Origin of the sequence: Amycolatopsis sp. cmx-4-54 (assembly GCF_046548895.1) — a bacterium.
Taxonomy (GTDB): Bacteria; Actinomycetota; Actinomycetes; order Mycobacteriales; family Pseudonocardiaceae; genus Amycolatopsis.
In genome coordinates this window covers 668,456-691,193 of the sequence record NZ_JAEBEJ010000002.1, presented here as the reverse complement: position 1 = coordinate 691,193, position 22,738 = coordinate 668,456, and the positions used below count along the sequence as shown (strand labels likewise).

The window sequence follows — 22,738 nt, the reverse complement described above, 5'->3', positions numbered from 1 at the left end:
CACCGGTGGTGAGGACACTGCAGCTCAGCGTGGGTCCTCAGAGCACTTGCGACAGGAACCGCTGCAAACGCTCGCTCCGCGGAGCGTCGAAGATCGCCTCCGGAGCGCCCTGTTCGACGATCTTCCCGTCGTCCATGAACGCGACCTCGTCGGCGACGCCGCGCGCGAAACCCATCTCGTGGGTGACCACGAGCAGGGTCAGCCCGCGCTCGGCCAGCCCAGCCATCAGGGTGAGGACGCCCTTGACCAGCTCCGGGTCCAGCGCGCTGGTCGCCTCGTCGAACAGCATGACCTCGGGCTCCATGGCGAGCGCCCGCGCGATCGCGACCCGCTGCTGCTGCCCGCCCGAGAGCGCGCTCGGCCGGTACGGCGCCTTGTCGGCGAGGCCGACCTCGGCGAGCCGGGCGTGCGCGATCTCCGCGGCCTCCGCCTTGCCGAGCTTCCGGACGCTACGCAGCGGCAGGGTGATGTTGTCCAGCACGCTGCGGTGCCCGAACAGGTTGAAGTGCTGGAACACCATCCCGACCCGCTGGCGCAGCGCGTCCGGGTCGGACGAGATGACGCTCTCGCCCCCCAGCAGCAGGTCGCCCGCGTCGGGCTCCTGAAGGCGGTTCACACAGCGCAGCAACGTCGATTTGCCGGAGCCGGACGGGCCGATGATGCAGGTCGTGCGGCCCTTCTCGACCTTGAGGTTCACCCCCTTCAGCACTTCGAGGGTGCCGAAGGAGACGTGGATGTCGCGGAGTTCGACGCTCGACGAACGTACGGCGGCGGTCATGACATCGGCACCTTTCCGGCGTTCAGCAGTTCCGTTTCGCCGCCGTCGTCGTCGACGCGGACCTTCCTGCCGGTGCGCAGCTTCTTGTCGATGTAGTTGACCAGATGCGTCAGCGGCACGGTGATCACCAGGTACACCGCGCCCGCCGCGACCAGCGGCGACAGGTTCCCGGTGTTCGCCGCGAGGTCCTGCCCGATGCGGAACAGGTCGCGCTGCTCGGCGAGGAAGCCGAGGAAGTACACCAGGCTCGAGTCCTTGACCAGCGCGATGAACTGGTTCACCAGCGCGGGCAGCACGCGCCGCACACCCTGCGGGATGACGACGAGCGTCATCGCCTTGGTGTAGCTCATGCCCAGCGCGCGACTGGCCTCCATCTGTCCTTTTTCGACACTCTGGATACCGGCCCGGAAGATCTCGCCGATGTACGCGGCCGCGATCAGGCTCAGCGCGAGAATGCCCAGCGGGTACGGATTCCGGGACAGCGACGGGATCAGGATCCCGCCGCCCTGCCCGATCACCAGGATGGTCAGGATCGCGGGCAGGCCGCGGAAGATGTCGGTGTACACGCGGGCGGGCCAGCGCAGCCACGCCTTGCTGGACAGGCCCATCGTGGCCAGCAGCATGCCGAGCACGGTGCCGATCAGCGCCGAGAACACCGACAGGATCAGCGTGTTCAGCAGGCCGGTCCCGAGGAGGTCCGGGAAGACCTCCCAGATGTACTCCCAGTTCAGGAAGGTGTTGAGGAAGTCGTCCACTTACTTCTGCCCGGCCTTGAACTCCGCGGGCACCGGCGCGTTCGGCTCGAAGCGCTGGTGCACCTTTTCCCATGTCCCGTCGGCGATGACCGCCTTGAGCCCGGCGTTGATCTTGCCGGCCAGCTCGGTGTTGCCCTTCTTGACCGCGAAGCCGTGCGGAATGGTCGTGGTGATCGCCTTGACCACCTTGAGCTTCGCGTCCGGGTTCTTCGCGGCGTAGTCCTCGGCGGTCGCCTGGTCGAAGATCGCGCCGTCGATCGCGCCCGATTTGAGCGCGGCGAGGGTCGCGGCGTCCTGCGGGAACTTGACGGCCTGCGCGGTGGGCGCGTTCGCCGCCAGCCAGCTGTCCGACACCGTGCCCTGCACGACGCCGATTCGCTTGCCCGCCAAGGAGTTCTCGTCGGTGATACCGGTGCCCTCGCGGGCCTCGATACCGAGCGACTGGTAGTTGTACGGCGCCGAGAAGTCGACGGTCTTGCGGCGTTCGTCGGTCTGCGAGATCCCCGAGCTGCCGATGTCGAACTTGCCGTTCGCGACCTGGCTCAGCAGGGTCGAGAACTCCGTGGAGACGAACTCGAGTTTCAGGTTCTGGTGCGCGGCGATGGCCTTCAGCAGCTCGTTGTCGAACCCGGTGAACACGCCGTTTTCCTGATAGGCGTTGGGTTTCGAGTCGCTGAGCGTGCCGACACGCAAGGTGCCGGCGGTGGCGCTCTCACCGCCGCCGCACGCCGCCAGCACCGCCACGAGAGAGGCTGCGGTGAGAGCACCAACGACGGTGGCGAGTGACTTCCTTTTCATCGTGATCCTCACGCCTTGAACTGGTCCGGAACCGGGGCCGTCGGCAGGAACTTCTCGTGCAGCTTGACCCACGTGCCGTCGGCGATGACCTGCTTCAGGCCCTCGTTGATCTTGGTGAGCAACTCGGCGTTGCCCTTCTTCACCGCGAAACCGTGGGGCACGTCGGTGGTGAAGGACTTGACGACCTTGAGCTTCGCGTCGGTGCTCTCCTTGACGTTCGTCTCGGCGATCGCCTGGTCGAGAATGTAGGCGTCGACGGCGCCGCTCTTGAGCGCGGCCAGCGCCGGGGCGTAACCCGGGAAGCGCACGGCCTGCGCGTCGGGCACCGTCGAGGTGAGCCACTTGTCGCCGACGGTCGCCTGGATGACCGCGACCCGCTTGCCGGACAGGCCCTTCTCCTCGGTGATCGGCGAGCCGTCCTTGGTCTGGATGCTCATGACCTCGAAGTTGTACGGGCTGGAGAAGTCGACGTTCTTCTTGCGCTCGTCGGTCTGCGCGATGGCCGAGCTGCCGATGTCGAACTGGTTGTTCGCGACCTGGCCCAGCAGCGAGGAGAAGTCGGTCGAGGCGAACTCGAGCTTCAGGTTCTGCTTGGTGGCGATGGCCTTCAGCAGCTCGTTGTCGAAGCCGGTGTAGTTGCCGTTCTCGACGTAGATGTTCGGCGGCGCGTCGCTCAGCGTTCCGACGCGCAGGGTCTTCTCGGTGGCGGACTCGCCACCACCGCAGGCGGCGAGCACGGCGACGAGACCGGCGGTCAGTGCGACAAGCAGGGACTGCCTCATAGGCCGTCCGCCGATGTTCCGAATCCTTGGTGTCGTCTTCATCGTTTTCAGACCCCCGCGTTCTGGACGGGCAGGCCGGGGCCGCCCTGTTCGAGTTCCTTGGGCAGCGGCTCGGTTTTGAAGAACCGAGCGTGCAGGCGGGCGACGGTGCCGTCCGCCACGGCCTTCGCGAGGCCGTCGTTGATCTTCTTCAGCAGTTCCTTGTTGTCCTTGCGGACGGCGAACGCGGACGGCGTGTCCTTGGTCTCGACGGTGTAGCCGAACTCCAGCGGCACGTCCGGGTTCTGGTCGATGTACTTCTGCCCGATGTCCTTCGGCACGACCCAGCCGTCGAGGCTGCCGGCCTTCAGCTGCGCGAAACCGGCGTTGTAGTCGGGGAAACGGACGACGTTGGCGCCAGGGACCTTGCCGCTGGCGAAGTCGTCCTGCACCGACGCCTGGACGACGCCGAGCCGCTTGCCGGTGAAGGCGCCGACGTCCTTGAGGGACGCGCCCTTCTTCGTGAGGATCGTGGTGAACCCGGTGCTGTAGCCGTTGCTGAACGCGACGGTCTTCTTGCGGGCTTCGGTGGTGGAGATCGTGGAGCTGCCGATGTCGAACTTGTTGGTGGCGACGGCGGCGAGCAGCCCGGCGAACTCGGTGCCGACGAACTCGACCTCGAAACCTTCACGCTTCGCGATGTCGCGCAGCAGTTCGTTGTCGTAGCCGGTGAAGGTGCCGTTCTCCAGGTAGATGGACGGCGGCGCGTCGGTCAAGGTGCCGACCCGCAGCTTCCGGTCGCTCGCGTCACCGGAGCCGCAGGCGGCGAGGGCGAGGGTGGCCGCTCCGGCCGTGACGAGGGCGACGAATTTCGACAGCGTGGATCTCATCGCTTCTTCCGTGGGTTCTTGCGCGCAAGGCGCGATACAAACACGCCAGGCCGCCTCATGGGCGGCCTGGCGCTCCGGGTTCAGCGATCGAGATTAGGCATTTCGCCCGATCGAGTAACTTCGTCTCACTCTGTGAACGCCCCGCGGTGGGGCTGCTCACAACGCGCGGTCAGAGGATCGGTGCGGGCGAGTAGTTCACTGCCTCCGGGAAACGCTCCAGGATGCCCTGGACGCGGGACGCGATCGCCGCCACCTGACGGGGCGCGACACCGGTGAACGAGATGCGGTCCGCGAGGAGTTTGTCCAGCTCACCGCGGTCGAGCGGGATGCGCTCGTCTGCGGCGAGCCGGTCGAGGAGGTCGTTCTCCGCCAGCCCCTGCTCCCGCATCGCGAGCGCGACACCGACGGCGTTCTCCTTGATCGCCTCGTGAGCGGTTTCACGCCCGACGCCCGCGCGGACCGAGGCCATGAGCACCTTGGTGGTCGCGAGGAACGGCAGATAGCGATCGAGCTCACGTCCGATGACCGCCGGGAAGGCGCCGAACTCGGCCAGCACCGTGAGGAAGGTCTCCAGCAGGCCGTCGAGCGCGAAGAACGCGTCGGGCAGCGCGACCCGGCGGACGACGGAGTCGGACACGTCGCCTTCGTTCCACTGGTCGCCGGCGAGCTCGCCGATCATCGACAGGTAGCCGCGCAGGACCACGGCGAGCCCGTTGACGCGCTCACACGAACGGGTGTTCATCTTGTGCGGCATGGCCGACGAGCCGACCTGCCCGGGCTTGAAGCCCTCGGTGACCAGCTCGTGGCCCGCCATCAGGCGGATCGTCTTCGCCAGGCTCGACGGTGCGGCCGCGAGCTGGACGACGGTGGACAGCACGTCGAAGTCGAGCGAGCGCGGGTACACCTGGCCGACGCTGGTGAACACGTTCTCGAAGCCGAGATGCGCGGCGACCCGCGTCTCCAGTTCGTCCAAAGTGGACTCGTCACCCAGCAGGTCGAGCATGTCCTGCGCGGTGCCGACCGGGCCCTTGATCCCGCGCAGCGGATAACGGCCGATGAGGTTTTCGAGCCGGTCGAAGGCGACCAGCAGTTCGTCCGCGGCGGTGGCGAAGCGCTTGCCCAGCGTCGTCGCCTGCGCGGCGACGTTGTGCGAACGGCCTGCCATCACCGTGTCGGCGTGTTCGACCGCGATCGCGGTGAGCCGGGCCAGCACCGCGCCGACGCGGCCGCGCACCAGCTCCAGGGAACGCAGCACCTGCAGCTGCTCGACGTTCTCGGTGAGGTCCCGTGACGTCATGCCCTTGTGGACGTGCTCGTGCCCGGCGAGCGCGTTGAACTCCTCGATGCGGGCCTTCACGTCGTGCCGGGTGACCCGCTCCCGCGCGGCGATCGAGTCGAGGTCGACCTGCTCCAGCACGCGCTCGTAGTCGGCGACGACACCGTCCGGCACCTCGACGCCGAGGTCGGCCTGCGCGCGGAGCACGGCGAGCCAGAGCTCGCGCTCCAGCACGACCTTGCGTTCCGGGGACCACAGTTCGACCAGCTCAGGCGAGGCGTAGCGGCCGGCGAGCACGTTGGGGATGCGGGGCTTGTCCGTCACGCGGCCAGACTAACCCCCGCCGCGTTTCGTCCTCTGAATGCGGTAGTTGGCGTCACGAACCACCGCGTTCAGAGGACGAAACGCGGGGGTCAGGCGAGGGCGGCCTGGAGCATCCGGGCGGCGGCGGCACGCGGCTCGGGGTCGACCTCGATCAGCGCGTTGACCACGGCGCCGTCGACCAGGGCGACCAGGCGCTCGAGTTCGGTGCCGTCCACAGGCGTGCCGGAGCGCGCGAAGATCTCGTGGAGCAGTTCGTACAGCTGCGCGGACAGCGTCCGCATCAGCGGCCGAAGATACGGGCGGCGGCCGGTCCCGACGAGGCGTTCGTAGCGCAGGAGGACCGCTTCGGCGTCGGCCTCGCGATCCGGGCGGAGCGGGCCGAGCAGCATGTCCAGCACCAGGTCGACGGTGGCCTCGACACCGCGGTTACGGGTCGCCAGCTCGTCGAGGCGCCGCCGCCCGGTCTCCAATTCCACCTTCGCGTGATGTTCCACCGCGGCGGTGACCAGCTCTTCGAGCGAATCGAAGTAGTACGTCGTCGAGGCCAGCGGCAGCCCCGCGCGTTCGGCGACCGCACGATGCCGCACGGCGTCGAAACCGCCCTCGGCCAGCAATGACGCGGCGGCCTCGATGAGCTCGGCCCGGCGTCGCTCACCCTTCGGTGTGGTGGCTGCTGCGGTCATGGCGGGCTATTTTGCCAGCTCGGCTAGTAGCGGGCGGCGAGCACGCCGACCAGCCTGTCGACGTCGGGCTCGGGGAGCGCGGGCCTGCCCGAGCCGTCGCCGAGACTCACCGCGACCACCAGTGACCCCTTGGCGGTGGTCCGCTGGGCACTGGACGCTCCTGTCGGCAGCGACGGGACGGCCGAACCGGCCGGGAAGACCGCGACGGAGACCGTGCCGCCCGGCACCTGGAACCCCGCGGACCTCGCTCCCGTCGTACAGAGGTCGCCGGGCGTCGACTTGGCGACATCCACGGGGACCGGGAGCTCGCCAGCGAGGGCGGTGGCGAGCTCCCGGTCCACCTGGTCGCACCCGTAGGTGCCTTCGGCCGTCATCTGGCCGGTCCTCTCTGGCCCGTCGCCCCCCTGCTGAGGCGGCGGGTTCGAGAAGTTCGAGGGGTCCCCGCTGTCAAGAGGACGTGCGGACGCCGCGTCGGGTTGCCCGGCGGAGGCCGCTTCGTTCTCGGATTTGGCCGCGCTCCCCATCTGGAACTCGGTGCCGCCGAGCACGCCGAACATGCCCGCTCCGGCCAAGGCCAAAACCACCGCACTACAGGCCACCGCGATTCCGTTTCGGCGTCGAGCAGTGGCGCGTTTCGAGGCGCGGACCACGTCGGCGGTGCCGAAGGTCGGCGACGGCGCGTCGCCGGGGGCGTCACGGAACAACGCCTTCAGGTCATTCTCGTCCATCCCGTGCCACCTCCTCCTTCTCCATGACCTGCCTGAGGTTCGCCAGCCCGCGCGCGGTCTGGCTCTTCACATTTCCTTCGCTGCAGCCGAGCGCCTTCGCCGCCGCGCCGACGTCCAGCCCTTCGAAGAACCTGAGCACCAGCACGGCCCGCTGCTTCGGGGGCACTTCGCGTAACGCGGCCAGCAGGTCTTCCCTGGTGACGACCTGTTCGCCGAGGTCGAAGCCGTCCTGCGGCGGTTCGGGCAGCTCCTCGGTCTGCCACTCCCGCCGCCACGGCCGCCTCGACTCGTCGATGGCCGCCCTGACCAGCGTCTTCCGCACGTAGGCGTCGGTCGCCGCCCGTTCTCTGATCTTCTTCCACCTCCGGTGCAGCGCGACGAACGCCGTCTGGGCGAGGTCGTCCGCACGATGCCAGTCACCGCAGAGCATGTACGCGGTCCTGCGCACGGAGTCCCGCTTCGCGGCGAAGTACTCCGCGAACTCTTGTTCGTCGCGCTGGTTCACGCGGTTTTTGTCTCCGCTCTTGCCTCGTCGGTGGGTAGGACGGAACCGGGGGCGTCCACGGTTGCATGAGCGGGCGTGCCGGACCAGCCGGGGAGGAGATTCACCGCGGGCCCGTCGATGTGATGTGATCGTACCGTGACCTCGCGCTCGCTTCCGCAGATCGATTTCCGCTCCGACACCGTGACCCGGCCGGACGACGTCATGCGCCAGGCCATGGCGAAGGCCGAGGTCGGCGACAACGTCCTCGACGGTGATCCGACCGTCGGCGCGCTGGAACAACGCGCCGCGAAGCTGCTCGGCATGCCCGCCGCGCTCTGGACGCCGTCCGGGACCATGGCGAATCTCATCGCGCTGAGCATCCATCTCCAGCGCGGCGACCGGTTCCTCGCGCCACGCGGCTCGCACGTGATCACCGACGAACTCGGGTCCGCCGCCTGGCTCGCGGGCGGCATGCCGGAGCCGCTGGAGCACGACGCCGGGCCGGGGCGGCCGACGCCGGAAACGCTTTCGACCGCGATCGGCGTCCCCCGGGGCCCGTACTACGCGATGCGCACGCCGCTGCTGTGCCTGGAGAACACGCACAACACGGCCGGTGGCACGGTCACCCCGCCCGAGGAGCACGCCCAGCTGGTCGCGGTGGCGAAGGAGGCCGGCCTGACCGTGCACCTCGACGGCGCCCGCATCTGGCACGCGTCGGTCGCGCTGGGGATCCCGCCCGCGGCGCTCACGGTCGGCGTCGACACCGTTTCCGCCTGCTTCTCCAAGGGGCTCGGGGCGCCCGTCGGCTCGGTGGTGGCCGGGAGCACGGAGTTCGTCGAGAAGGCCCGGCGGATGCGCCAGATGCTCGGCGGCGGCATCCGGCAGGGCGGTGTGCTGGCCGCGGCCTGCATGGTCGCGCTGGACCGCATCGGCGACCTCGCCGAGACGCACGAGAACGCGACACGGCTCGCGACCGGGCTCGCGGAGCACGGCTGGGAGGTCAACGCGCCCGAAACGAACATCGTGCAGGTGACCGTCCCCGACCTCGAAGGCAGGCTGGCGTGGCTGGCCGGGCTCGGGATCCGGACGCTGCCCAGCTCCGGCCGGATCCGGTTCGTGGCGCACCGGGACCTTTCCGCGGCCGACATCGAGGAAACCCTTGACCGCATCAAGACCGGGGGCTGAACATGAACTGGATCGTCTTCGACTACGGCGACGTCATCAGCGCGCATTCCGACGCGCTGCCGACCCTGGCCAAGGCCTTCGATCTCGAAGTCGCCGAATTCGAGCCGCACTACTGGGCCGAACGGGTCCGGTACGACTCCGGCGGCACGGACCTCGAGTACTGGCAGAGCATCGGCCGCGCGCTGGACGTCCCGGTCGACAAGGCGTTCTCCGACGAGCTGACCTCCATCGACGTCACCGGCTGGACGCACGTCGAGCCCGACGTCCTCGAACTGCTGGAGGGGCTGCACGAAGCGGGCGCGGCGCTCGCCCTGCTCTCGAACGCGTCGTCCACCTTCGGCCGCTGGGTGCGCGAGCAGGAATGGGCGAAGCTCTTCCGCGTGAAGCTCTTTTCGGGTGACCTCGGCTGTATGAAGCCCGACGCGAAGATCTATCGGATCCTGCTCGCCGAACTGGGCGCCGAACCGGCCGACTGTCTGTTCTTCGACGATCGACAGTCCAATGTGGACGGTGCACGGGCGGTCGGGATGCGGGCGGAACGCTGGGTCGGCGTGACCACAGCGAAATCCGGCTTCGGCTCTTCGGAGGAATAATTCACCCTCGTCGCTCATCCGCTTACGCGCGGTGAACCGGATGACCTACGCTGAACCCGTCCAAACCGATTGACCCCGGTAGGTGCCCATGTCCGCGGACCAACGCCCGTTCGTGCCCGTCGATTTCGACCGGCCGAGCATCGCGCGGGTCTTCGACGCACTGATGAGCGGCCAGGACAACTACGAGGCCGACCGCGTGGCGCTGCGCCAGATCCTGGAGATCTCGCCGGATGCGCGGGCCATGGCCAAGGAGGTCCGGCACTGGCTGGTCCGGACCGTGCGCTACCTGACCGACCGGGAAGGCATCGACCAGTTCCTCGACCTCGGCTCCGGCTTCCCGACCATGGACAACACGCACCAGGTCGCGCAGCGGTACAACCCCGAGGCCCAGGTCGTCTACGTCGACCACGATCCGGTGGTCCAGGCACACGGCCGCGCGCTGCTCGCGGCGAACGACTTCGCGCATATGGCGGCCGCCGACCTGACCGAACCGGCCGAGGTCATCGAGGGGCTCGCCCGCACCCACCGGCTGGAGTTCGACCGGCCGGTCGGGCTGATCCTGTGCGCGATCGTCCACCACATCCAGGATCTCGACGAGGCACGGAAGATCGTCCGCGCCTACGTCGACGCGCTGGCGCCGGGCTCGTTCGTCGCGCTGCTGCACCAGCACAACCCCGCCGACGGCTCCGAAGCGGCCGACGTCGCGACGTCACTCGAGAAGCGCTTCAACGGCACAGGGCTGGACACGCTGTACCGGACGCGCGAGGAGATCGAGTCCTTCTTCGAGGGACTCGATCTCATGGAACCCGGCCTGACGTATCCGCACCTGTGGTGGCCGGACGGCCCGCGCTTCACCCCGCTTTCGCCCGTGAACTTCACGTCGCTCGGCGGGGTGGCGCGTAAGCCCTAGCTTCGCCGGATCAGCGGCGGAGCTGCTTCGGGGTGCCCTTGCCCTTGATGGCGCCGTACGCGGCCGTGCCGAGGAAGACCGCACCGCCGATGACGGCGATCCAAAAGACGGCCTTCACGAGGAAACCGAGCACGGATCCGAGCACCATGAAGGCCACCCAAGCCAGGATCAGCCCGCCGACGATCTTCCAGAACATGGCATCCTCCGATTGCCTCACCGCGCCCATGCGGGCCCGGTGAGTCCAGGTTGTCAGGCGGAACTCGAAAGCGCCTTCGTTCTGCCTAACGTTCAGGGTGAATTCCGGGTTCCCCCTGAGAGCCGTCGAGCCAGTCGCCGAGCCGGCGGACCCCTTCGTCGATGTGCTCGCGCGAGCCCGCGAAGGAGAACCGCACGAAGCGACCGCCGTCGACCGGGTCGAAGTCGATCCCTGGAGCGATCGCGACACCGGTGTCGGCGAGGAGCCGCTGGCACCAGCTGAGGCTGTCGTTCGTGAACGCGGAGACGTCGGCGTAGGCGTAGAAGGCGCCTTCGGCCGGCGCGAGCTTGTCGATGCCGATGCTCTTGAGGCCGGTGAAGAGCACGTCGCGGTTGGCCCGGTAGCGCTCGACGTGGCCGTCGGCCTCCGCGTACGCCTCCGGGGTGAACGCGGCGACCGCGGCGTGCTGGGAGACCGCGGGCGGGCAGATGGTGAAGTTGCCGGTCAGGACGTCGATCGCGCGATGCAGCCGCTGCGGTGCGAGCATCCAGCCGAGCCGCCAGCCGGTCATGGCGAAGTACTTGGAGAACGAGCCGAGGACGAGCGCCTCCTCGCCGTACTGCCAAGCACAGTCGAGCCCGGCGCCGTAGGAGATCCCGTGGTAGATCTCGTCGCTGATCAGCTGCACACCGCGTGACGCGCACCAGCCGCTGATCGCCGCCAGTTCACCCGGTGACAGGACGGTGCCGGTGGGATTGCTCGGGCTGGCCACGATGAGTCCCTTGATCGGCCCCAGCTCGTCGAGCAGCGCGACGGTCGGCTGGAAGTTCGTCTCGGCCCCGGTGGCGAACTCGACGACCTCGCAACCGAGCACCTTCAACAGGTTGCGGTAAGCCGGATAGCCGGGACGCGCCATCGCGACCCGGTCGCCCGCCTCGAAGGCGCTGAGGAACGAGAGCAGGAAGCCGCCGGAGGAACCGGTCGTCATGATGACGTCCTGCGGGCTCACCTCGACCGGGTACGTGCGGTTGTAGTGCTCCGCGACGGCCTCGCGCAGTTCCGGGATGCCGAGTTGCTCGGTGTAGCCGAGGTTGTGGTCCTTCAGCGCCCGCTGCGCCGCTTCGAGCACGGGACGCGGCGCCGGCGCGGACGGTTGCCCCGCGAGCAGCGGGACCAGGTCCCCGTGACTGCGCTGCCGCGCCTGCGCGGCCGAAAGGACGTCCATGACGTGGAACGGCGGGACGGCGGAACGTGCGGCGGGGCCGGGGAAGGACATGCGGGTGAGGCTAACTTGCCTTCGCGAGGAGAACCGAGAACCCGTCGAGGAGTCGTTGGAGGCCGAACTCGAAGAGCGTGTCGAGGTCGTAGTCGAACGGGGCACGCGAGACGACGCCGGCGAAGTTCGGGAAACGACCACCGGAGACCAGATCCCAGAGGATCGGCTCGTGTTCCGCCAGCCAGGCGTCGGCCGAGACCGCTGTCCCGGATTCGGTGTCGGCTTCGGCCTCGAAGCTGAGGGCGATGCCGCGTACGTGGTTGAAGATCGTGATGTGCGCGTACATGATCGTCGACGCCGGGAGGCCGTGGCCGTCGAGTGCGCGGGTCGCCCAGTCCGCGTGGGCAAGCAGGTTCGGCAGCGGCTGCGGGCGGGTGATCGAGAGCGCCTGCGCGAGCCAGGGATGCCGCCGGAACAGGGCCCATTGCGCCCTCGCCATCAGCTCCAGCTGGGCCCGCCAGCCGGAGGGCGGTTCGGGCGGGAAACGGATCTCGCCGAGGGCAAGGTCCGCCATCTCGAGGATCAGCTCCTCCTTCGCGGTGACATGGCGATAAAGCGCCATCGTCGCGACGCCGAGGCCGGAGGCGATACGGCGCATGGAGAGGGCGCGGATGCCCTCGGCGTCGGCGATCCGGATCGCGGCCTTCACCACCCGCTCGCGTGACAGCTCCGCCTCGGTTCTCGGGGCGGGCTTCCGGCCGCGGCTCGCGACGACCGTGCCCGCGCCGGGTTTGGCGACGACCAGGCCGTCCCGTTTCAGCGTGGCGAGCACCTTCGTCGCGGTCGCCATCGCGACGCCCCACTCGGCGATGATCCGGCGCGTCGACGGGACCTTGTCGCCCTCGTGCAGCTCACCGGAGGTGATCCGGCGGCGGATCTCGGCGGCGATCCGCAGATAGGGCGGATCGGTCATGGTCGGCTCCCCTGCCATAGTGCACCTGACCCCGTCTTGCCTGCCGCACTAGCGGGATCGTACTAGTGCAGTGGAGATTTTCTGCGCTTTTTCCTGGGTCCCAGGTTCGGCGTCCATACGTTGTACGCAGTGCTTCACAACACCGTACACAAGGAGTGGACATGCGGAAGGTCCTGATTTCGGGGGCGGGAATCGCCGGTACGACGCTGGCGTACTGGCTGCGGCGGCACGGTTTCGCGCCGACGGTCGTCGAGCGGGCTCCGGCGCCCCGTGTCGGCGGGCACGCGGTCGACATCCGGGGTACGGCGCTCGGCGTTGTCGACCGGATGGGGGTGCTCGAGCGCCTCCGGGAGCTGAGCACCGACATGCGCGGGATGTCGTTCGTGAACGGCGCGGGGAAGACCCTCGTGAAGGTCACCGACCACACCCTGACCGGCGGGCTCACCGACAGCGAAGACGTCGAGATCCTGCGGGACGACCTCACCGACACGCTGGCCTCGGTCGCCCAGGAAGGCGTCGAATACGTCTACGGCGACCGGATCACCGGGATCGCGCAGCGGACCGACGGCGTCCGGGTCACCTTCGCTCGCGGCGAAGCACGGGACTTCGATCTCGTCGTCGGCGCGGACGGCCAGCACTCGGCCGTGCGATCGCTCGTTTTCGGGGCGGAGAAACAGTTTTCGCACTATCTGGACACCTATCTCGCGGTGTTCACCGTGCCGAACTTCCTCGATCTGGACCGCTGGCAGACCTTCCACATGACCCCGGGAAAGCTGGCCGGGCTGTACAGCGCCCGAAAGAACAGCGAGGCGCGGGCGATGCTCGGTTTCCAGTCGCCGGAACTCGACTACGACCGCTATGACGCCGAGCAGCAACGAAAGCTGATCGCCGACCGATTCCGGGGGCAGGGCTGGGAAATCCCGCGACTGCTGCGGGAAATGGAGTCAAGCGAGCTGTACTTCGACTCCATGACCCAGATCCGGATGGACCGGTTCACCGACGGACGCGTCGCGCTGGTCGGCGACGCGGGCTACGGTCCTTCGCCACTTTCGGGACAGGGAACCAGTTTGGCGCTCGTCGGAGCCTATGTGCTCGCCGGCTCACTGGCCGCTTCTGGTGACCATCGCGCCGCTTTGGCTTCCTACGAAACGGAAATGCGGCCGTTCATCCTCCGGAATCAGGCGCTGGCTTCGATGAACCAGAAGAAGCAGACGCGATTTCGGCAGTGGAAGCAGATCCAGTCGATGCGGCTGCTGCCTTGTCTGCCGTTCCGGGGCCGGATCATGAAGGCGGCCATGCGGCCGCTGACGAAGGCGGCGAATGGGCTGGTGCTCAAGGATTACTGACCGCTTTCGAGTGGCGGGTCCCGGAAGCCGCGGCATGTTGCGAAAGCCACTTTCGCAACGTTGAAGGTTGCGAAAGTGGCTTTCGCAACACGCCGGCCAGGGACTCGCGTGATCGGTTGGCCGACTCGCGTGACTGGACGGACGACACACGTGATTGGACGGACGACACACGTGACTGGAGGGACGACACACGTGTCCAGACGGACGACACGCGACGCAACCCGGCCGCGAGCGTGTCGTCCGTCGGATCACACGCGTCGTCCGCCCAATCACACGCGTCGTCCGCCCAATCACGCGTGTCGTCCGTCGGATCACACGTGTCGTCCATCCAGTCACGCGTGTCGTCCGTCGGATCACACGCGTCGTCCATCCAGTCACGCGTGTCGTCCATCGGATCACGTGCGTCGTCCGGCCACGCGAGCCGGCGCAGGGCTCGTGAGCGGCAAGGCGGTTCTGCTGCGAGGTAAGGCGAACGAGTCGGGGTGCAAGTCCGGCCTCAGGCTGTTCCCGTCAACAGCCGAACGTCCATAAAGGACACCATGAGTCCCCCATATGATCGATTTGGGCGCTGCGCGGGGGTCGTGAGTGGCAATGGTCGTTCTAACGCTCTTTACCACTCACGACCCCAGCAAATCGGGCGGCTGGGCCTGCCTTTGGTTCCTTGTGGACGGTCGTGGGCTGCGCCAAGTCTTGCGACCACCGTGCTCCGAACTTCGGGACACGCCACGTTTTCCGTGCCCTCGAGAACCGTCCATCACGACCGTTAGTAGCCCTGGTACCCACCGCCACCGGCCATGGACTTCAGCCCCGGATGTCCCTCGAAGCCGCCGTACCGCGAGAACGTGTACCGCACGCCCGCGATGATGTTGTCCACCGGGTTGTAGATGTCGTCGTGCCCGGGAAGCTTGTGCGCGTTGAAGGTCGGGTCGATGCACTGCATCAAACCCTTGGACGGCGTGCCCTTCGCCGCGTTGGAATCCCAGTCGTTGATGGCGTTGGGGTTGCCACCGGACTCCTTCTCGATGATCGTCCAGATCTTCTGGATATCCGCCTCGGTCACCGGGATCCCGTTGGCCTGCAGGATCTTGATGGCCTCCTGGATCCACTGCTGGACGTTGCCCGGCGGGGTCGTCGACGGCGGGCCACCGCTCGGGCCGAGACCGCCACCCCCACCGCCTCCTCCACCGCCGCCTCCACCGCCACCGCCACCGGCGTGGAGACCGCCGGTGCGCTTGGGGACGGAGCCGTCCTTGCCGGGCATCGGGATGGTGGAGTAGCCGCCCTGGATGTCCTTCTTCATCAGTTCTTGGGACTTCTGGATCATCTGGTTGGCCTGGTCGAGCAGTCCCTTGACCCGGCCGTCGGCGTCCTTGGCGATGCCGTTGATGTCGGTCTTGGCCTTCTGGATGATCTCGGCGACCGAAGGGCTCGGCGCCGGCTTGTGATCCTTCTCGGCCTGCGTAGCGGCCTGGATCGCGGCGTTCTTGTCCGTCTCCGCCTGGGTGTTCCTTTTGTTGACCGCCGCTTCGGCGTCTTCGTAGACGCCCTTCACCTGCATCTTGATGTTGCCGAGATCGGTGTGGACGCGATCGAGGTCGTCGACGACCTTGCCCAGCTGCTCTTCGACGTTCTTCCCGGCCTTGGTGATCGACTTGACGTACTCGAAGAAGGCCTCCGCGGCGGGCCCGGCCCAGACGCCGCCGTTCAACGCTTCGGTCGACGTCGACAACGCCGCGCTGTGGTCACCCGCGTTGTCGGCTGCCGTCTTGAACTGCCTCGAAGCGTTCTGAATGGCGGCGAGGTTGACCTTGCCGATCTGCTCGGCCTTCTGGACCAGTCCGTCCCAGCCGTCCGGCGTGCCGGCGCCGACCCCGTTCAAAGCCACTGCTCAAGCCCCCTTGTCTTCGGCCCACAGGCCTGGCGAGTCGTCACAGTTCCCCGTGCACCTTCAGGTTGTCCACGTGGACCGCTTCGGTCTCCTTGATCAGCCCCGCCGCCTTTCGCAGCACGAAGGCCGTGGCCTCCATCAGCTGACCGGCCGAATCGAATTCGTTGTGGACGCCCTGCTTGAACTTGCCGACCGCGCCCTTGGCGTCGCCGTGCTCGTCCACTCCGCCGAAGGGGCTTTCCTTCTCGTCATCCATCCCGGTGACGCCTTTTTTGGTCTTCTCGAACTCGTCCTTGAGCTTCTCCACCTGACCGGCGGCGATCCCCATGGATTCCGGGTCGTACACAGGCACGGTTCGTCATCCCCTTCACGGAAAAACTCGTATCCGCCCGATCAGACGCACGGCCGATCAGGACGGTTCCCGCGCATACTTTAAGACCTCCGTAGTTGGCCGTGTGCGTATCCACGCCAACTTCCCCCCGCCGATAATCGGGCGAATCAGAAATCGGCGACTTCCCGGATCCGGGTCGCCAGCAACTGGTTGTCCGCCGGGGTGATGGTCGCCCAATCCCGCCCGTCCCGGTTCCGCGCGACCTGGAACAGGTACCGGCCCGCGTCCGTGTCGTAGAAGGCGACCACGCTGTCCGCGCGCCGGGGGCGGCCGTCGCGGCCCGCGCGTTCGACACCGAACTGGCCGCGCGCCTCCTGTCCGAGCAGCATGCCCGCCACCTCCTGGGCCTGCCAGAGGGGCACGTCCAGGTCTTCCAGTGCGGTGACCAGTGCTTTCGCGTCGCCGCGGGCGGCGGCGTCGGCGTGGACGAGGACGTCGTGCGGGAGGCTGATCGACTGGCCGACACCGGGACCGAGATCACCCGCGACCGAGACCGCGGCTTCGGCGAGGGAGCTCTCCCTGGCGGGGATCAGCCACACCTGGCCGGAGTCGATCACGCCGAGCAAGGCCTGGTTGCCGACGCTCACCGCCTGGCCCTTGATCTCGCGGTCGGTCCACACCCAGACGTCGATCGCGAACCGGGGGTGCGCGAACAGGTTCAGCATGTCGACCAGCTCGCCCGACGCCTGGTGTCCCCGCGCGAGACCTCGCGCGCGCAGGGATTCCCAGGCCTCTTCGATCAGCGCCGCCCGCTCCGTATGGGTCGTTCCGGGGCTCGGCACGTCGAGTGCGGCATGGCGGCCGGGCAGCCGTTCGGCCTCCCAGAGCATTTCGAACTCGAGTGCGGACAGCACCAGGCTGCCGTTGTCGTTCGGCACAGGTTCAGCGCGCTTCGGAGTTGCCGTGGTCACCGATCACGTCCGGCGACACCAGCCGCTCGTCGGTGAACAGGTCCTTGTCGTCGACGCCGTAACGCCTGATGTGCTCCGCGTCCTCCTCGACGTCCTGGGTGGCCGCGCGCTCCATGAACTTCGACTCGGGCTTCGGCTGCTTCGCGCCGATCTTCTCCGAGCGCCGCATGGCCTCCTCTTCGGGAAGCTCACCGATCGGGAGCTGGCGGGTCGGCTTCACGCCGCCGCCTTCCTGACGGGGACGGCGGTCGCGTTCCTTGTCGCCGCTCAGCGCGCCACCGGCGACACCGGCGCCGAGCGCCGCGGCACCGGCGCCCAGGTCGCCCGCGGCCGGCCCGGCGATCTTCGGGACGGCGGGGAAACCGCGGCCGGATTCGTTGCCAGGGACCATCGGCGCCTGCGGTCCGGTGCCGACGGAGCGGCCCTTGCCGAGCGCCTGGTCGCCACCGGCGCCACCACCGCCGACGTTGCCGAAGACACCGGGGCCGGAGCTGGAGCCCGGGCCCTTGCCGACAGCGCTGTCGAGACCGGGGCCGGTGCCGAAAGACTTGCCGACCGGCTGCGCCGACGTGGTGCTGTTGGGCGGCGCGCTGCCGCCTGCCTGGCCCGGCGGGACGTTCGGAGTGTTCGGCGCACCCGGCGGAACGAACGGCGGTGAGGTCGGCGAGCCGGTGACCGGGTACGAAGGCCTGCCCTGTTCGGGCTGCGGGGACGGCCGGTTCGGTGTCACCCAGCCGGCGCCCGGCGAGGGAGCTTTGGACGGCACCGTTGGCGCGGCGGCCGCGGGAGCCGTGGCCCCGGCGTTCGGCGCCGACGCACCTGTCTTGCGTGCCGTCCCGCCGCCCATGGCGACGCCGTAGGCCGGGGTCGGCGCGTCGTAGGACGGCGCCTTCGGGTTACCGACGGGCTGCGCGACCGGCGGCACGTACTTCGACTCGACGGCGGCCGACGCGGGCCGCACGCTGCCGTCCGGGGTCAGGTCGGTGGCCGTGCCCGCCAGGTCGAGCGGGCCGGAACCGCCGCCCACTCCGGCGGCCGTCGTGGTCTGGGTCAGGTTCATCGCCTGCGGGTCGGCCAGCGTGTCGGTCGACAGCAGGTTCTCGCCGCTCGTCTTGGCGTAGTCGTTCAACGCCTCCTGCGCCTGCGCCCGCGCGTTGTTCGCCGCGCTGACGCTCTTGGCGTGGTCGGTCTCGAACCCGATGAGGCTCAGGACGACGTCACCGATGGTCAGGCCGCCGGCGCCCTTCCGGACCACTTCCGGATCCGGGAGCTTGTGCAGCGTCCGGTTGAAGGCCTCTCCCTGCGCGAAGATCATCTCCGCGGAATGGGAGACCTTCGAGTTCGCGTCCTGGGAGAAGCCAGCCTGCTCGGTGAACACCTGACCGGCGGCACCGCCGGCCTCGCTCTGCCATTCCACGCCGAGCTTGCCCAGCTCGTCACGGAGCGTCTTGTCGGTGTCCGCGAGCGCGCCCGCGACGGATTTCAACGCGTCGACGGCGATACCGATGCTGCCGGTGCCGTCACCGCCGCGGAAGCGTTCGATCTCGGTCGCGATCCCGGTGTCGGTGTAGCCGTCGAACCGAAGATCGCGGAGCCTGCCCGCGAGGTCGGAAACGTTCACGCCGCCCTCCCTAGTTGCGTGCTTTCAAGGTCTGCAAAGCCGAATCGGCCGCCTGCGCGGACATCTCGCACAGCTGCGGCATGGTGAACGCGCCGGCGGTGACGGCGACCGCCCGCACCGCCAGCGTCTGTCCTCGAGCGACACCGACGAGCGTTTCGCAATCGGCCGGTGTCCCGGCGTCACGGTGGTTCTTGATAGCCGGGAACCCGCCGACCGCCGTCGGTTCGGTCGTCATGCTGTTCTTGCGGCGCTTGCCGGTGAACCATTCTTCGACGTCCGCGGTGATCGTGCGGACGTAATAGCTGTGGAAGGGCTGCGCGGCGTCCGCGTCGAGGACACAGGTCGGGCCGTCGATCGGTTCCGCGGCCGCGCGCGGTTTGCTGTTGATCTTGAGCTGGTCGAGCTGCGGATCGGTGAGCAGGGCACACGGATCGACGCCCTGGAGGTTCAGTTCGGCGGGCCTGGCGGGCAGCGCCGACGCTTTGGCGCCCTGCGTGACCGAGGCCAGCGCCGGTTCGTCGGGGAACGCCTGCCCGCCCGTGTCCGCGGTGCATCCGGCCAGCGCGAAGGCGAGCACCCCACCGGTCACCAGCACGCGAGGCCTACGCCCGGTGTACACCACGGTCCCCGAACGCGGCGGCCTTGTCCGCATCACTGGTCTTGTACTCCTTGGCCGCCGTGCGGAGCTGGTTGACCAGGCCCCGCAGACCGGCCACGTACGCCCGGACCTGCGCGGCGTACGACTGGTCGCCGTCGGCCACGAGCTCGTTCCAGACGCTGGTCGCGTGCACGCTCACGGTGTCGTTGGCCGGAGTGTCGATCCGCAGCTGGTCGAGCCGCGTCATGAGCTTGTCCTGCAACGCGTCGACCTGCTCTTCGACGATCTTCGCGACTTCGAGCAGCTTCGACGGATCGACTCTGATGTCGGCCACCGACGGTGGCGTCGGAACCGCCGACGTGAGGTCCTGGATCTTGCTCGATGCTGCCATTCCCCACCCCTTGGAAACACGCACGGTGACCGTTCGCCCTGTCGAGGCTACCAACGCCGATGTATCGAGCGCCTAAGCTTCTCAGGAAATACCGGGTTAGACGCAGCGGTCGCCCGAGCGGTTCCGCCGGGAATTCACGAGACCGGGGTGGCGATCTCTCCCTTGGCGGCGAGCAGGGCGATGTCGGTGCGGTGGTGGGAGCCGGCCAGGTGAACCTTCTCGACCGTCGCGTAGGCGTCCTTGCGGGCGGCCTTCAGGTTCTTGCCGGTGCCGACGACCGACAGCACGCGGCCGCCGGAGGAGACCACGGCACCGTCGTCACGGCGGCGGGTGCCGGCGTGGAGCACGCCTTCGAGCTCGCCACCGGTGATGACGTCGCCGGTCCTCGGCTTGCCGGGGTAACCGTCGGCGGCGAGCACGACGGTGACCGCCGCGCCGGAGTCCCACTCCAGCGGCGGCAGGTCGGCCAGCTTGCCGGCCGCCGTCGCGTGCAGGACCTTGCCGAGCGGGCTGCGCAGCAGCGCCAGGACGACCTGGGTCTCCGGGTCGCCGAACCGGCAGTTGAACTCGATGACCTGCGGGCCCTCGGAAGTCAGCGCGAGACCGGCGTAGAGCAGGCCGGAGAAGGTGGCGCCGCGGTTGTCGAGTTCGTCGACAACGGGCTGCACGATGCGGGCGACGACGTCGTCGACCAGGTCCTTCGGCGCCCACGGCAACGGGGCGTACGCGCCCATGCCGCCGGTGTTCGGGCCCGCGTCGCCGTCGCCGACGCGCTTGAAGTCCTGCGCGGGCAGCAACGGGACGACCGTGCGGCCGTCGACGAAGCAGAAGAGAGAGGCCTCCGGGCCGTCGAGGAAGGACTCCAGGAGCACCGGGTGCCCACCGTCGAGCAGCATCAGGGCGTGCTTGCGCGCGACGTCGACGTCCGTGGTGACCACGACGCCCTTGCCCGCGGCGAGGCCGTCGTCCTTGACCACCCAGGTGGGGCCGAAGCGGCCGAGGGCGGCGTCGAGGCGGGCCGGGTTGTCGACGATCTCGCAGTGCGCCGTCGGCACCTTCGCGGCCGCCATGACGTCCTTCGCGAACGCCTTCGAGCCCTCGATCCTGGCCGCGGACGCGGACGGGCCGAAGCAGGCGATGCCCGTCTTCCGGACCGCGTCGGCGACACCGGCCACCAACGGGACCTCGGGGCCGACCACCACCAGATCCGCCTGCCACTGCTTGGCGAGGGCGGAGACGGACTCGGGGTCCGCCGCGTCCACGCCGAGTTGCTCGGCCACCGCGGCGGTGCCGGCGTTACCCGGGGCACAGGCCAGTGCGGTGACGGAAGGGTCTTCCGCGACCGCGAGGACAAGTGCATGCTCACGGGCGCCGGACCCGATTACCAGTACGCGCACGACGCACAGGGTAACCGGGCCGGTGACGACCTGTCGGCGGAGCCACGTGAAACCCGCCCCGGCCGGAGGCCCCGCTATCGTGGCGGCGGGGCCTCATGACGTCTGACCTGCGAAAACACCGACCTGCCCCGGCGACGCGATCGCGGTCGCGGGTCACCGATCGACACAGCCCCGAACACGTCGCCGTCCTCGAGCGGGTGGTTCCATCCGGCGTTCACCCGGCGGTCAGCGCTCCGCCGGTCCGTCTTCGCCGCCCGGACGCCTCCTGCGTCAAGGGTTGCGCGGTACCCCGAGTTCAAGCGAAAGAGGTTACCCACCATGCGAAAGCGCCTGGGCGTGCTCGCCCTGTCCGGACTCGCCGTACTCAGCGTCACCGGGCTGGCGGGCGCTGCCGAGCCGGGCACCCGAGATGTGTCGGCGCTGGCGAAGGGTCACGATGGTCCGGTGATCGTCGGACACCGCGGCGCCCCCGGCTACCGGCCGGAGCACACGCTCGCCTCGTATGAGCTCGCCTACCGCCAGGGCGTCGACTGGGTCGACGTCGACCTCGTGCCCACCAAGGACGGCCAGCTCGTCGCCCGGCACGAGAACGAGATCGGCGGCACCACCGACGTCGCGAAGCACCCCGAGTTCGCGAACCGGAAGACGACGAAGGTCATCGACGGCACGTCGTTCACCGGCTGGTTCACCGAGGACTTCACGCTCGCCGAGCTGAAGACCCTGCGCGCGACCGAGCGGATCCCGCAGCTGCGGCCGAACAACCGGATCTACGACGGCCGCTACCAGATCGCCACCTACCAGGAGGTGCTCGACCTGACGCGCCGGCTGGGCCGCGAACTGCGCCGTGAACTGGGGACGTACCCCGAGATCAAGCACTCGACCTACTTCTCCTCGATCAAGAACCCGACCGAGCCGAAGCTGGTCGAGCTGATCAAGCGCAACGGGCTCAACCACCCGAAGGCGCCGGTGATCATCCAGTCGTTCGAGGTGTCGAACCTGATCGCGCTCTCGCGCCAGGTGCGGGTGCCGCTGCTGCAGCTGACCTCGGCCACGGGTGCTCCGGCCGACTTCGTCGCGAAGGGCGACCCGCGGACGTACGCCGACCTCGTGACGCCGGCGGGCCTGAAGGAGATCTCGAGGTACGCGGATTACCTCGGACCGGAGAAGGCGCAGGTCATCCCCGTGGTGAACGGCGCGCTGGGCCAGCCGACCAAGCTGGTCGCCGACGCGCACCAGGCCGGGCTGAAGGTCGGGCCGTACACGTTCCGCAACGAGAACAACTTCCTGCCGCAGAGCCTGCGCTCGTCGGCGAACCTCGCCGAGTACGGCAATACGTTCGCCGAGCAGGAGGCGTTCCTCAAGGCGGGTGTCGACGGGTACTTCGCGGACCACCCGGACACCGCGCTGGAGGCCGTGAAGGCATTCCGGGGGCGCTGACGCTTCGTCGAGGCAGCTGAAGGCACGACCTGAAGTGCATGAGGCCTCCTTCCTTGCACCTGACGCAAGGAAGGGGGCCTTCATGTACTCAGGGGTCGGTTCGGTTGGTCGCGTGTGGCGATTCGGGCTATCGAGGGGGTTTATGCCGCCCTGCGTGACGCCGACCGCGTGGATTTCGGGCGTTGAATGGGCGCTGTCCTGAACGACC

The 22,738-nt window shown here is 68.5% G+C and carries 24 protein-coding genes; 5 read left to right on the top strand and 19 right to left on the bottom strand.

The window, feature by feature from the left end:
• Positions 1 to 37 precede the first annotated feature (37 nt).
• The 9 genes from ACLJQ7_RS08535 to ACLJQ7_RS08495 all read right to left on the bottom strand — a co-directional run bounded on the left by ACLJQ7_RS08535 (position 38) and on the right by ACLJQ7_RS08495 (position 7,498).
• Positions 38 to 778: an amino acid ABC transporter ATP-binding protein gene (locus ACLJQ7_RS08535; RefSeq protein WP_410647562.1), complete on the bottom strand. Its 741-nt coding sequence runs from the start codon at positions 776 to 778 to the stop codon at positions 38 to 40.
• A complete protein-coding gene (locus ACLJQ7_RS08530) occupies positions 775 to 1,533 on the bottom strand; it encodes an amino acid ABC transporter permease (protein WP_410647561.1) in 759 nt (252 codons plus the stop codon). Before ACLJQ7_RS08530 ends, ACLJQ7_RS08535 begins: the two co-directional genes overlap by 4 nt.
• Positions 1,534 to 2,331: an ABC transporter substrate-binding protein gene (locus ACLJQ7_RS08525; protein WP_410647560.1), complete on the bottom strand. Its 798-nt coding sequence runs from the start codon at positions 2,329 to 2,331 to the stop codon at positions 1,534 to 1,536. It lies immediately after the preceding gene.
• Between the two features lie 8 nt (positions 2,332 to 2,339).
• Complete coding sequence (locus tag ACLJQ7_RS08520; protein ID WP_410647559.1) at positions 2,340 to 3,113, bottom strand: ABC transporter substrate-binding protein; 774 nt, start codon at positions 3,111 to 3,113, stop codon at positions 2,340 to 2,342.
• Between the two features lie 47 nt (positions 3,114 to 3,160).
• Positions 3,161 to 3,982: a substrate-binding periplasmic protein gene (locus ACLJQ7_RS08515; RefSeq protein WP_410647558.1), complete on the bottom strand. Its 822-nt coding sequence runs from the start codon at positions 3,980 to 3,982 to the stop codon at positions 3,161 to 3,163.
• A 169-nt stretch (positions 3,983 to 4,151) separates the two neighbouring features.
• Entirely contained in the window at positions 4,152 to 5,582 is a 1,431-nt protein-coding gene (purB, locus tag ACLJQ7_RS08510; RefSeq protein ID WP_410647557.1) for an adenylosuccinate lyase, read from the bottom strand.
• Positions 5,583 to 5,671: 89 nt separating this feature from the next.
• Positions 5,672 to 6,265: a TetR/AcrR family transcriptional regulator gene (locus tag ACLJQ7_RS08505; protein ID WP_192742527.1), complete on the bottom strand. Its 594-nt coding sequence runs from the start codon at positions 6,263 to 6,265 to the stop codon at positions 5,672 to 5,674.
• A gap of 23 nt (positions 6,266 to 6,288) precedes the next feature.
• Positions 6,289 to 6,993 carry a hypothetical protein gene (locus ACLJQ7_RS08500; protein WP_410647556.1) on the bottom strand — a complete coding sequence of 235 codons (705 nt, stop codon included), beginning with the start codon at positions 6,991 to 6,993 and terminating at the stop codon, positions 6,289 to 6,291.
• Positions 6,980 to 7,498 carry a SigE family RNA polymerase sigma factor gene (locus ACLJQ7_RS08495; RefSeq protein ID WP_005152531.1) on the bottom strand — a complete coding sequence of 173 codons (519 nt, stop codon included), beginning with the start codon at positions 7,496 to 7,498 and terminating at the stop codon, positions 6,980 to 6,982. Before ACLJQ7_RS08495 ends, ACLJQ7_RS08500 begins: the two co-directional genes overlap by 14 nt.
• Positions 7,499 to 7,633: 135 nt before the next feature.
• Between ACLJQ7_RS08495 and ACLJQ7_RS08490 the strand changes: the two genes are divergently transcribed.
• The 3 genes from ACLJQ7_RS08490 (at position 7,634) to ACLJQ7_RS08480 (ending at position 10,165) form a co-directional block, all read left to right on the top strand.
• Positions 7,634 to 8,662: a threonine aldolase family protein gene (locus ACLJQ7_RS08490; RefSeq protein ID WP_410647555.1), complete on the top strand. Its 1,029-nt coding sequence runs from the start codon at positions 7,634 to 7,636 to the stop codon at positions 8,660 to 8,662.
• 2 nt (positions 8,663 to 8,664) lie between these two features.
• Complete coding sequence (locus tag ACLJQ7_RS08485; protein WP_410647554.1) at positions 8,665 to 9,255, top strand: HAD family hydrolase; 591 nt, start codon at positions 8,665 to 8,667, stop codon at positions 9,253 to 9,255.
• 88 nt (positions 9,256 to 9,343) lie between these two features.
• Positions 9,344 to 10,165, top strand: a complete 822-nt coding sequence (locus tag ACLJQ7_RS08480) for an SAM-dependent methyltransferase (RefSeq protein ID WP_410647553.1) — start codon at positions 9,344 to 9,346, stop codon at positions 10,163 to 10,165.
• A gap of 10 nt (positions 10,166 to 10,175) precedes the next feature.
• Here ACLJQ7_RS08480 and ACLJQ7_RS08475 read toward each other — a convergent pair whose 3' ends face one another.
• The 3 genes from ACLJQ7_RS08475 to ACLJQ7_RS08465 form a co-directional block, all read right to left on the bottom strand.
• Positions 10,176 to 10,361: a hypothetical protein gene (locus ACLJQ7_RS08475; protein ID WP_007032516.1), complete on the bottom strand. Its 186-nt coding sequence runs from the start codon at positions 10,359 to 10,361 to the stop codon at positions 10,176 to 10,178.
• An 85-nt stretch (positions 10,362 to 10,446) separates the two neighbouring features.
• Entirely contained in the window at positions 10,447 to 11,637 is a 1,191-nt protein-coding gene (locus tag ACLJQ7_RS08470; RefSeq protein ID WP_410647552.1) for a pyridoxal phosphate-dependent aminotransferase, read from the bottom strand.
• A 10-nt stretch (positions 11,638 to 11,647) separates the two neighbouring features.
• Positions 11,648 to 12,550 (bottom strand): TetR/AcrR family transcriptional regulator C-terminal domain-containing protein, encoded by a 903-nt coding sequence (locus tag ACLJQ7_RS08465; protein WP_410647551.1) that lies wholly within the window; start codon positions 12,548 to 12,550, stop codon positions 11,648 to 11,650.
• A gap of 161 nt (positions 12,551 to 12,711) precedes the next feature.
• Between ACLJQ7_RS08465 and ACLJQ7_RS08460 the strand changes: the two genes are divergently transcribed.
• Positions 12,712 to 13,896, top strand: a complete 1,185-nt coding sequence (locus ACLJQ7_RS08460) for an FAD-dependent monooxygenase (RefSeq protein ID WP_410647550.1) — start codon at positions 12,712 to 12,714, stop codon at positions 13,894 to 13,896.
• A 763-nt stretch (positions 13,897 to 14,659) separates the two neighbouring features.
• Here ACLJQ7_RS08460 and ACLJQ7_RS08455 read toward each other — a convergent pair.
• The 7 genes from ACLJQ7_RS08455 to purD all read right to left on the bottom strand — a co-directional run bounded on the left by ACLJQ7_RS08455 (position 14,660) and on the right by purD (position 21,093).
• Positions 14,660 to 15,781, bottom strand: a complete 1,122-nt coding sequence (locus tag ACLJQ7_RS08455; protein ID WP_410647549.1) for a transglycosylase SLT domain-containing protein — start codon at positions 15,779 to 15,781, stop codon at positions 14,660 to 14,662.
• 43 nt (positions 15,782 to 15,824) lie between these two features.
• Positions 15,825 to 16,136 carry a hypothetical protein gene (locus ACLJQ7_RS08450; protein ID WP_410647548.1) on the bottom strand — a complete coding sequence of 104 codons (312 nt, stop codon included), beginning with the start codon at positions 16,134 to 16,136 and terminating at the stop codon, positions 15,825 to 15,827.
• A 146-nt stretch (positions 16,137 to 16,282) separates the two neighbouring features.
• Entirely contained in the window at positions 16,283 to 17,053 is a 771-nt protein-coding gene (locus ACLJQ7_RS08445; RefSeq protein WP_410647547.1) for an ESX secretion-associated protein EspG, read from the bottom strand.
• A 4-nt stretch (positions 17,054 to 17,057) separates the two neighbouring features.
• Positions 17,058 to 18,707, bottom strand: coding sequence for a hypothetical protein (locus ACLJQ7_RS08440; RefSeq protein ID WP_410647546.1), 1,650 nt, complete (start codon positions 18,705 to 18,707; stop codon positions 17,058 to 17,060).
• Between the two features lie 10 nt (positions 18,708 to 18,717).
• Positions 18,718 to 19,359 carry a DUF3558 domain-containing protein gene (locus tag ACLJQ7_RS08435; RefSeq protein WP_410647545.1) on the bottom strand — a complete coding sequence of 214 codons (642 nt, stop codon included), beginning with the start codon at positions 19,357 to 19,359 and terminating at the stop codon, positions 18,718 to 18,720.
• Positions 19,310 to 19,696 (bottom strand): PE domain-containing protein, encoded by a 387-nt coding sequence (locus ACLJQ7_RS08430; RefSeq protein WP_219147219.1) that lies wholly within the window; start codon positions 19,694 to 19,696, stop codon positions 19,310 to 19,312. The genes ACLJQ7_RS08435 and ACLJQ7_RS08430 overlap by 50 nt, the downstream gene beginning before the upstream one ends.
• A gap of 134 nt (positions 19,697 to 19,830) precedes the next feature.
• A complete protein-coding gene (purD, locus tag ACLJQ7_RS08425; protein WP_410647544.1) occupies positions 19,831 to 21,093 on the bottom strand; it encodes a phosphoribosylamine--glycine ligase in 1,263 nt (420 codons plus the stop codon).
• A gap of 318 nt (positions 21,094 to 21,411) precedes the next feature.
• Here purD and ACLJQ7_RS08420 point away from each other — a divergent pair, with 318 nt between their 5' ends.
• Entirely contained in the window at positions 21,412 to 22,530 is a 1,119-nt protein-coding gene (locus tag ACLJQ7_RS08420; RefSeq protein ID WP_410647543.1) for a glycerophosphodiester phosphodiesterase, read from the top strand.
• Positions 22,531 to 22,738 lie beyond the last annotated feature (208 nt).

Bases quoted from the DNA above. Each gene is read 5' to 3' on its own strand.
- ACLJQ7_RS08500 (WP_410647556.1), bottom strand. From the start codon at position 6,993: ATGGACGAGAATGACCTGAAGGCGTTGTTCCGTGACGCCCCCGGCGAC.
- ACLJQ7_RS08505 (WP_192742527.1), bottom strand. From the start codon at position 6,265: ATGACCGCAGCAGCCACCACACCGAAGGGTGAGCGACGCCGGGCCGAG.
- ACLJQ7_RS08485 (WP_410647554.1), top strand. From the start codon at position 8,665: ATGAACTGGATCGTCTTCGACTACGGCGACGTCATCAGCGCGCATTCC.
- ACLJQ7_RS08430 (WP_219147219.1), bottom strand. From the start codon at position 19,696: ATGGCAGCATCGAGCAAGATCCAGGACCTCACGTCGGCGGTTCCGACG.
- ACLJQ7_RS08535 (WP_410647562.1), bottom strand. From the start codon at position 778: ATGACCGCCGCCGTACGTTCGTCGAGCGTCGAACTCCGCGACATCCAC.
- ACLJQ7_RS08470 (WP_410647552.1), bottom strand. From the start codon at position 11,637: ATGTCCTTCCCCGGCCCCGCCGCACGTTCCGCCGTCCCGCCGTTCCAC.
- ACLJQ7_RS08465 (WP_410647551.1), bottom strand. From the start codon at position 12,550: ATGACCGATCCGCCCTATCTGCGGATCGCCGCCGAGATCCGCCGCCGG.
- ACLJQ7_RS08515 (WP_410647558.1), bottom strand. From the start codon at position 3,982: ATGAGATCCACGCTGTCGAAATTCGTCGCCCTCGTCACGGCCGGAGCG.
- ACLJQ7_RS08480 (WP_410647553.1), top strand. From the start codon at position 9,344: ATGTCCGCGGACCAACGCCCGTTCGTGCCCGTCGATTTCGACCGGCCG.
- ACLJQ7_RS08475 (WP_007032516.1), bottom strand. From the start codon at position 10,361: ATGTTCTGGAAGATCGTCGGCGGGCTGATCCTGGCTTGGGTGGCCTTC.
- ACLJQ7_RS08420 (WP_410647543.1), top strand. From the start codon at position 21,412: ATGCGAAAGCGCCTGGGCGTGCTCGCCCTGTCCGGACTCGCCGTACTC.
- ACLJQ7_RS08520 (WP_410647559.1), bottom strand. From the start codon at position 3,113: ATGAGGCAGTCCCTGCTTGTCGCACTGACCGCCGGTCTCGTCGCCGTG.
- ACLJQ7_RS08435 (WP_410647545.1), bottom strand. From the start codon at position 19,359: ATGCGGACAAGGCCGCCGCGTTCGGGGACCGTGGTGTACACCGGGCGT.
- ACLJQ7_RS08525 (WP_410647560.1), bottom strand. From the start codon at position 2,331: ATGAAAAGGAAGTCACTCGCCACCGTCGTTGGTGCTCTCACCGCAGCC.
- ACLJQ7_RS08460 (WP_410647550.1), top strand. From the start codon at position 12,712: ATGCGGAAGGTCCTGATTTCGGGGGCGGGAATCGCCGGTACGACGCTG.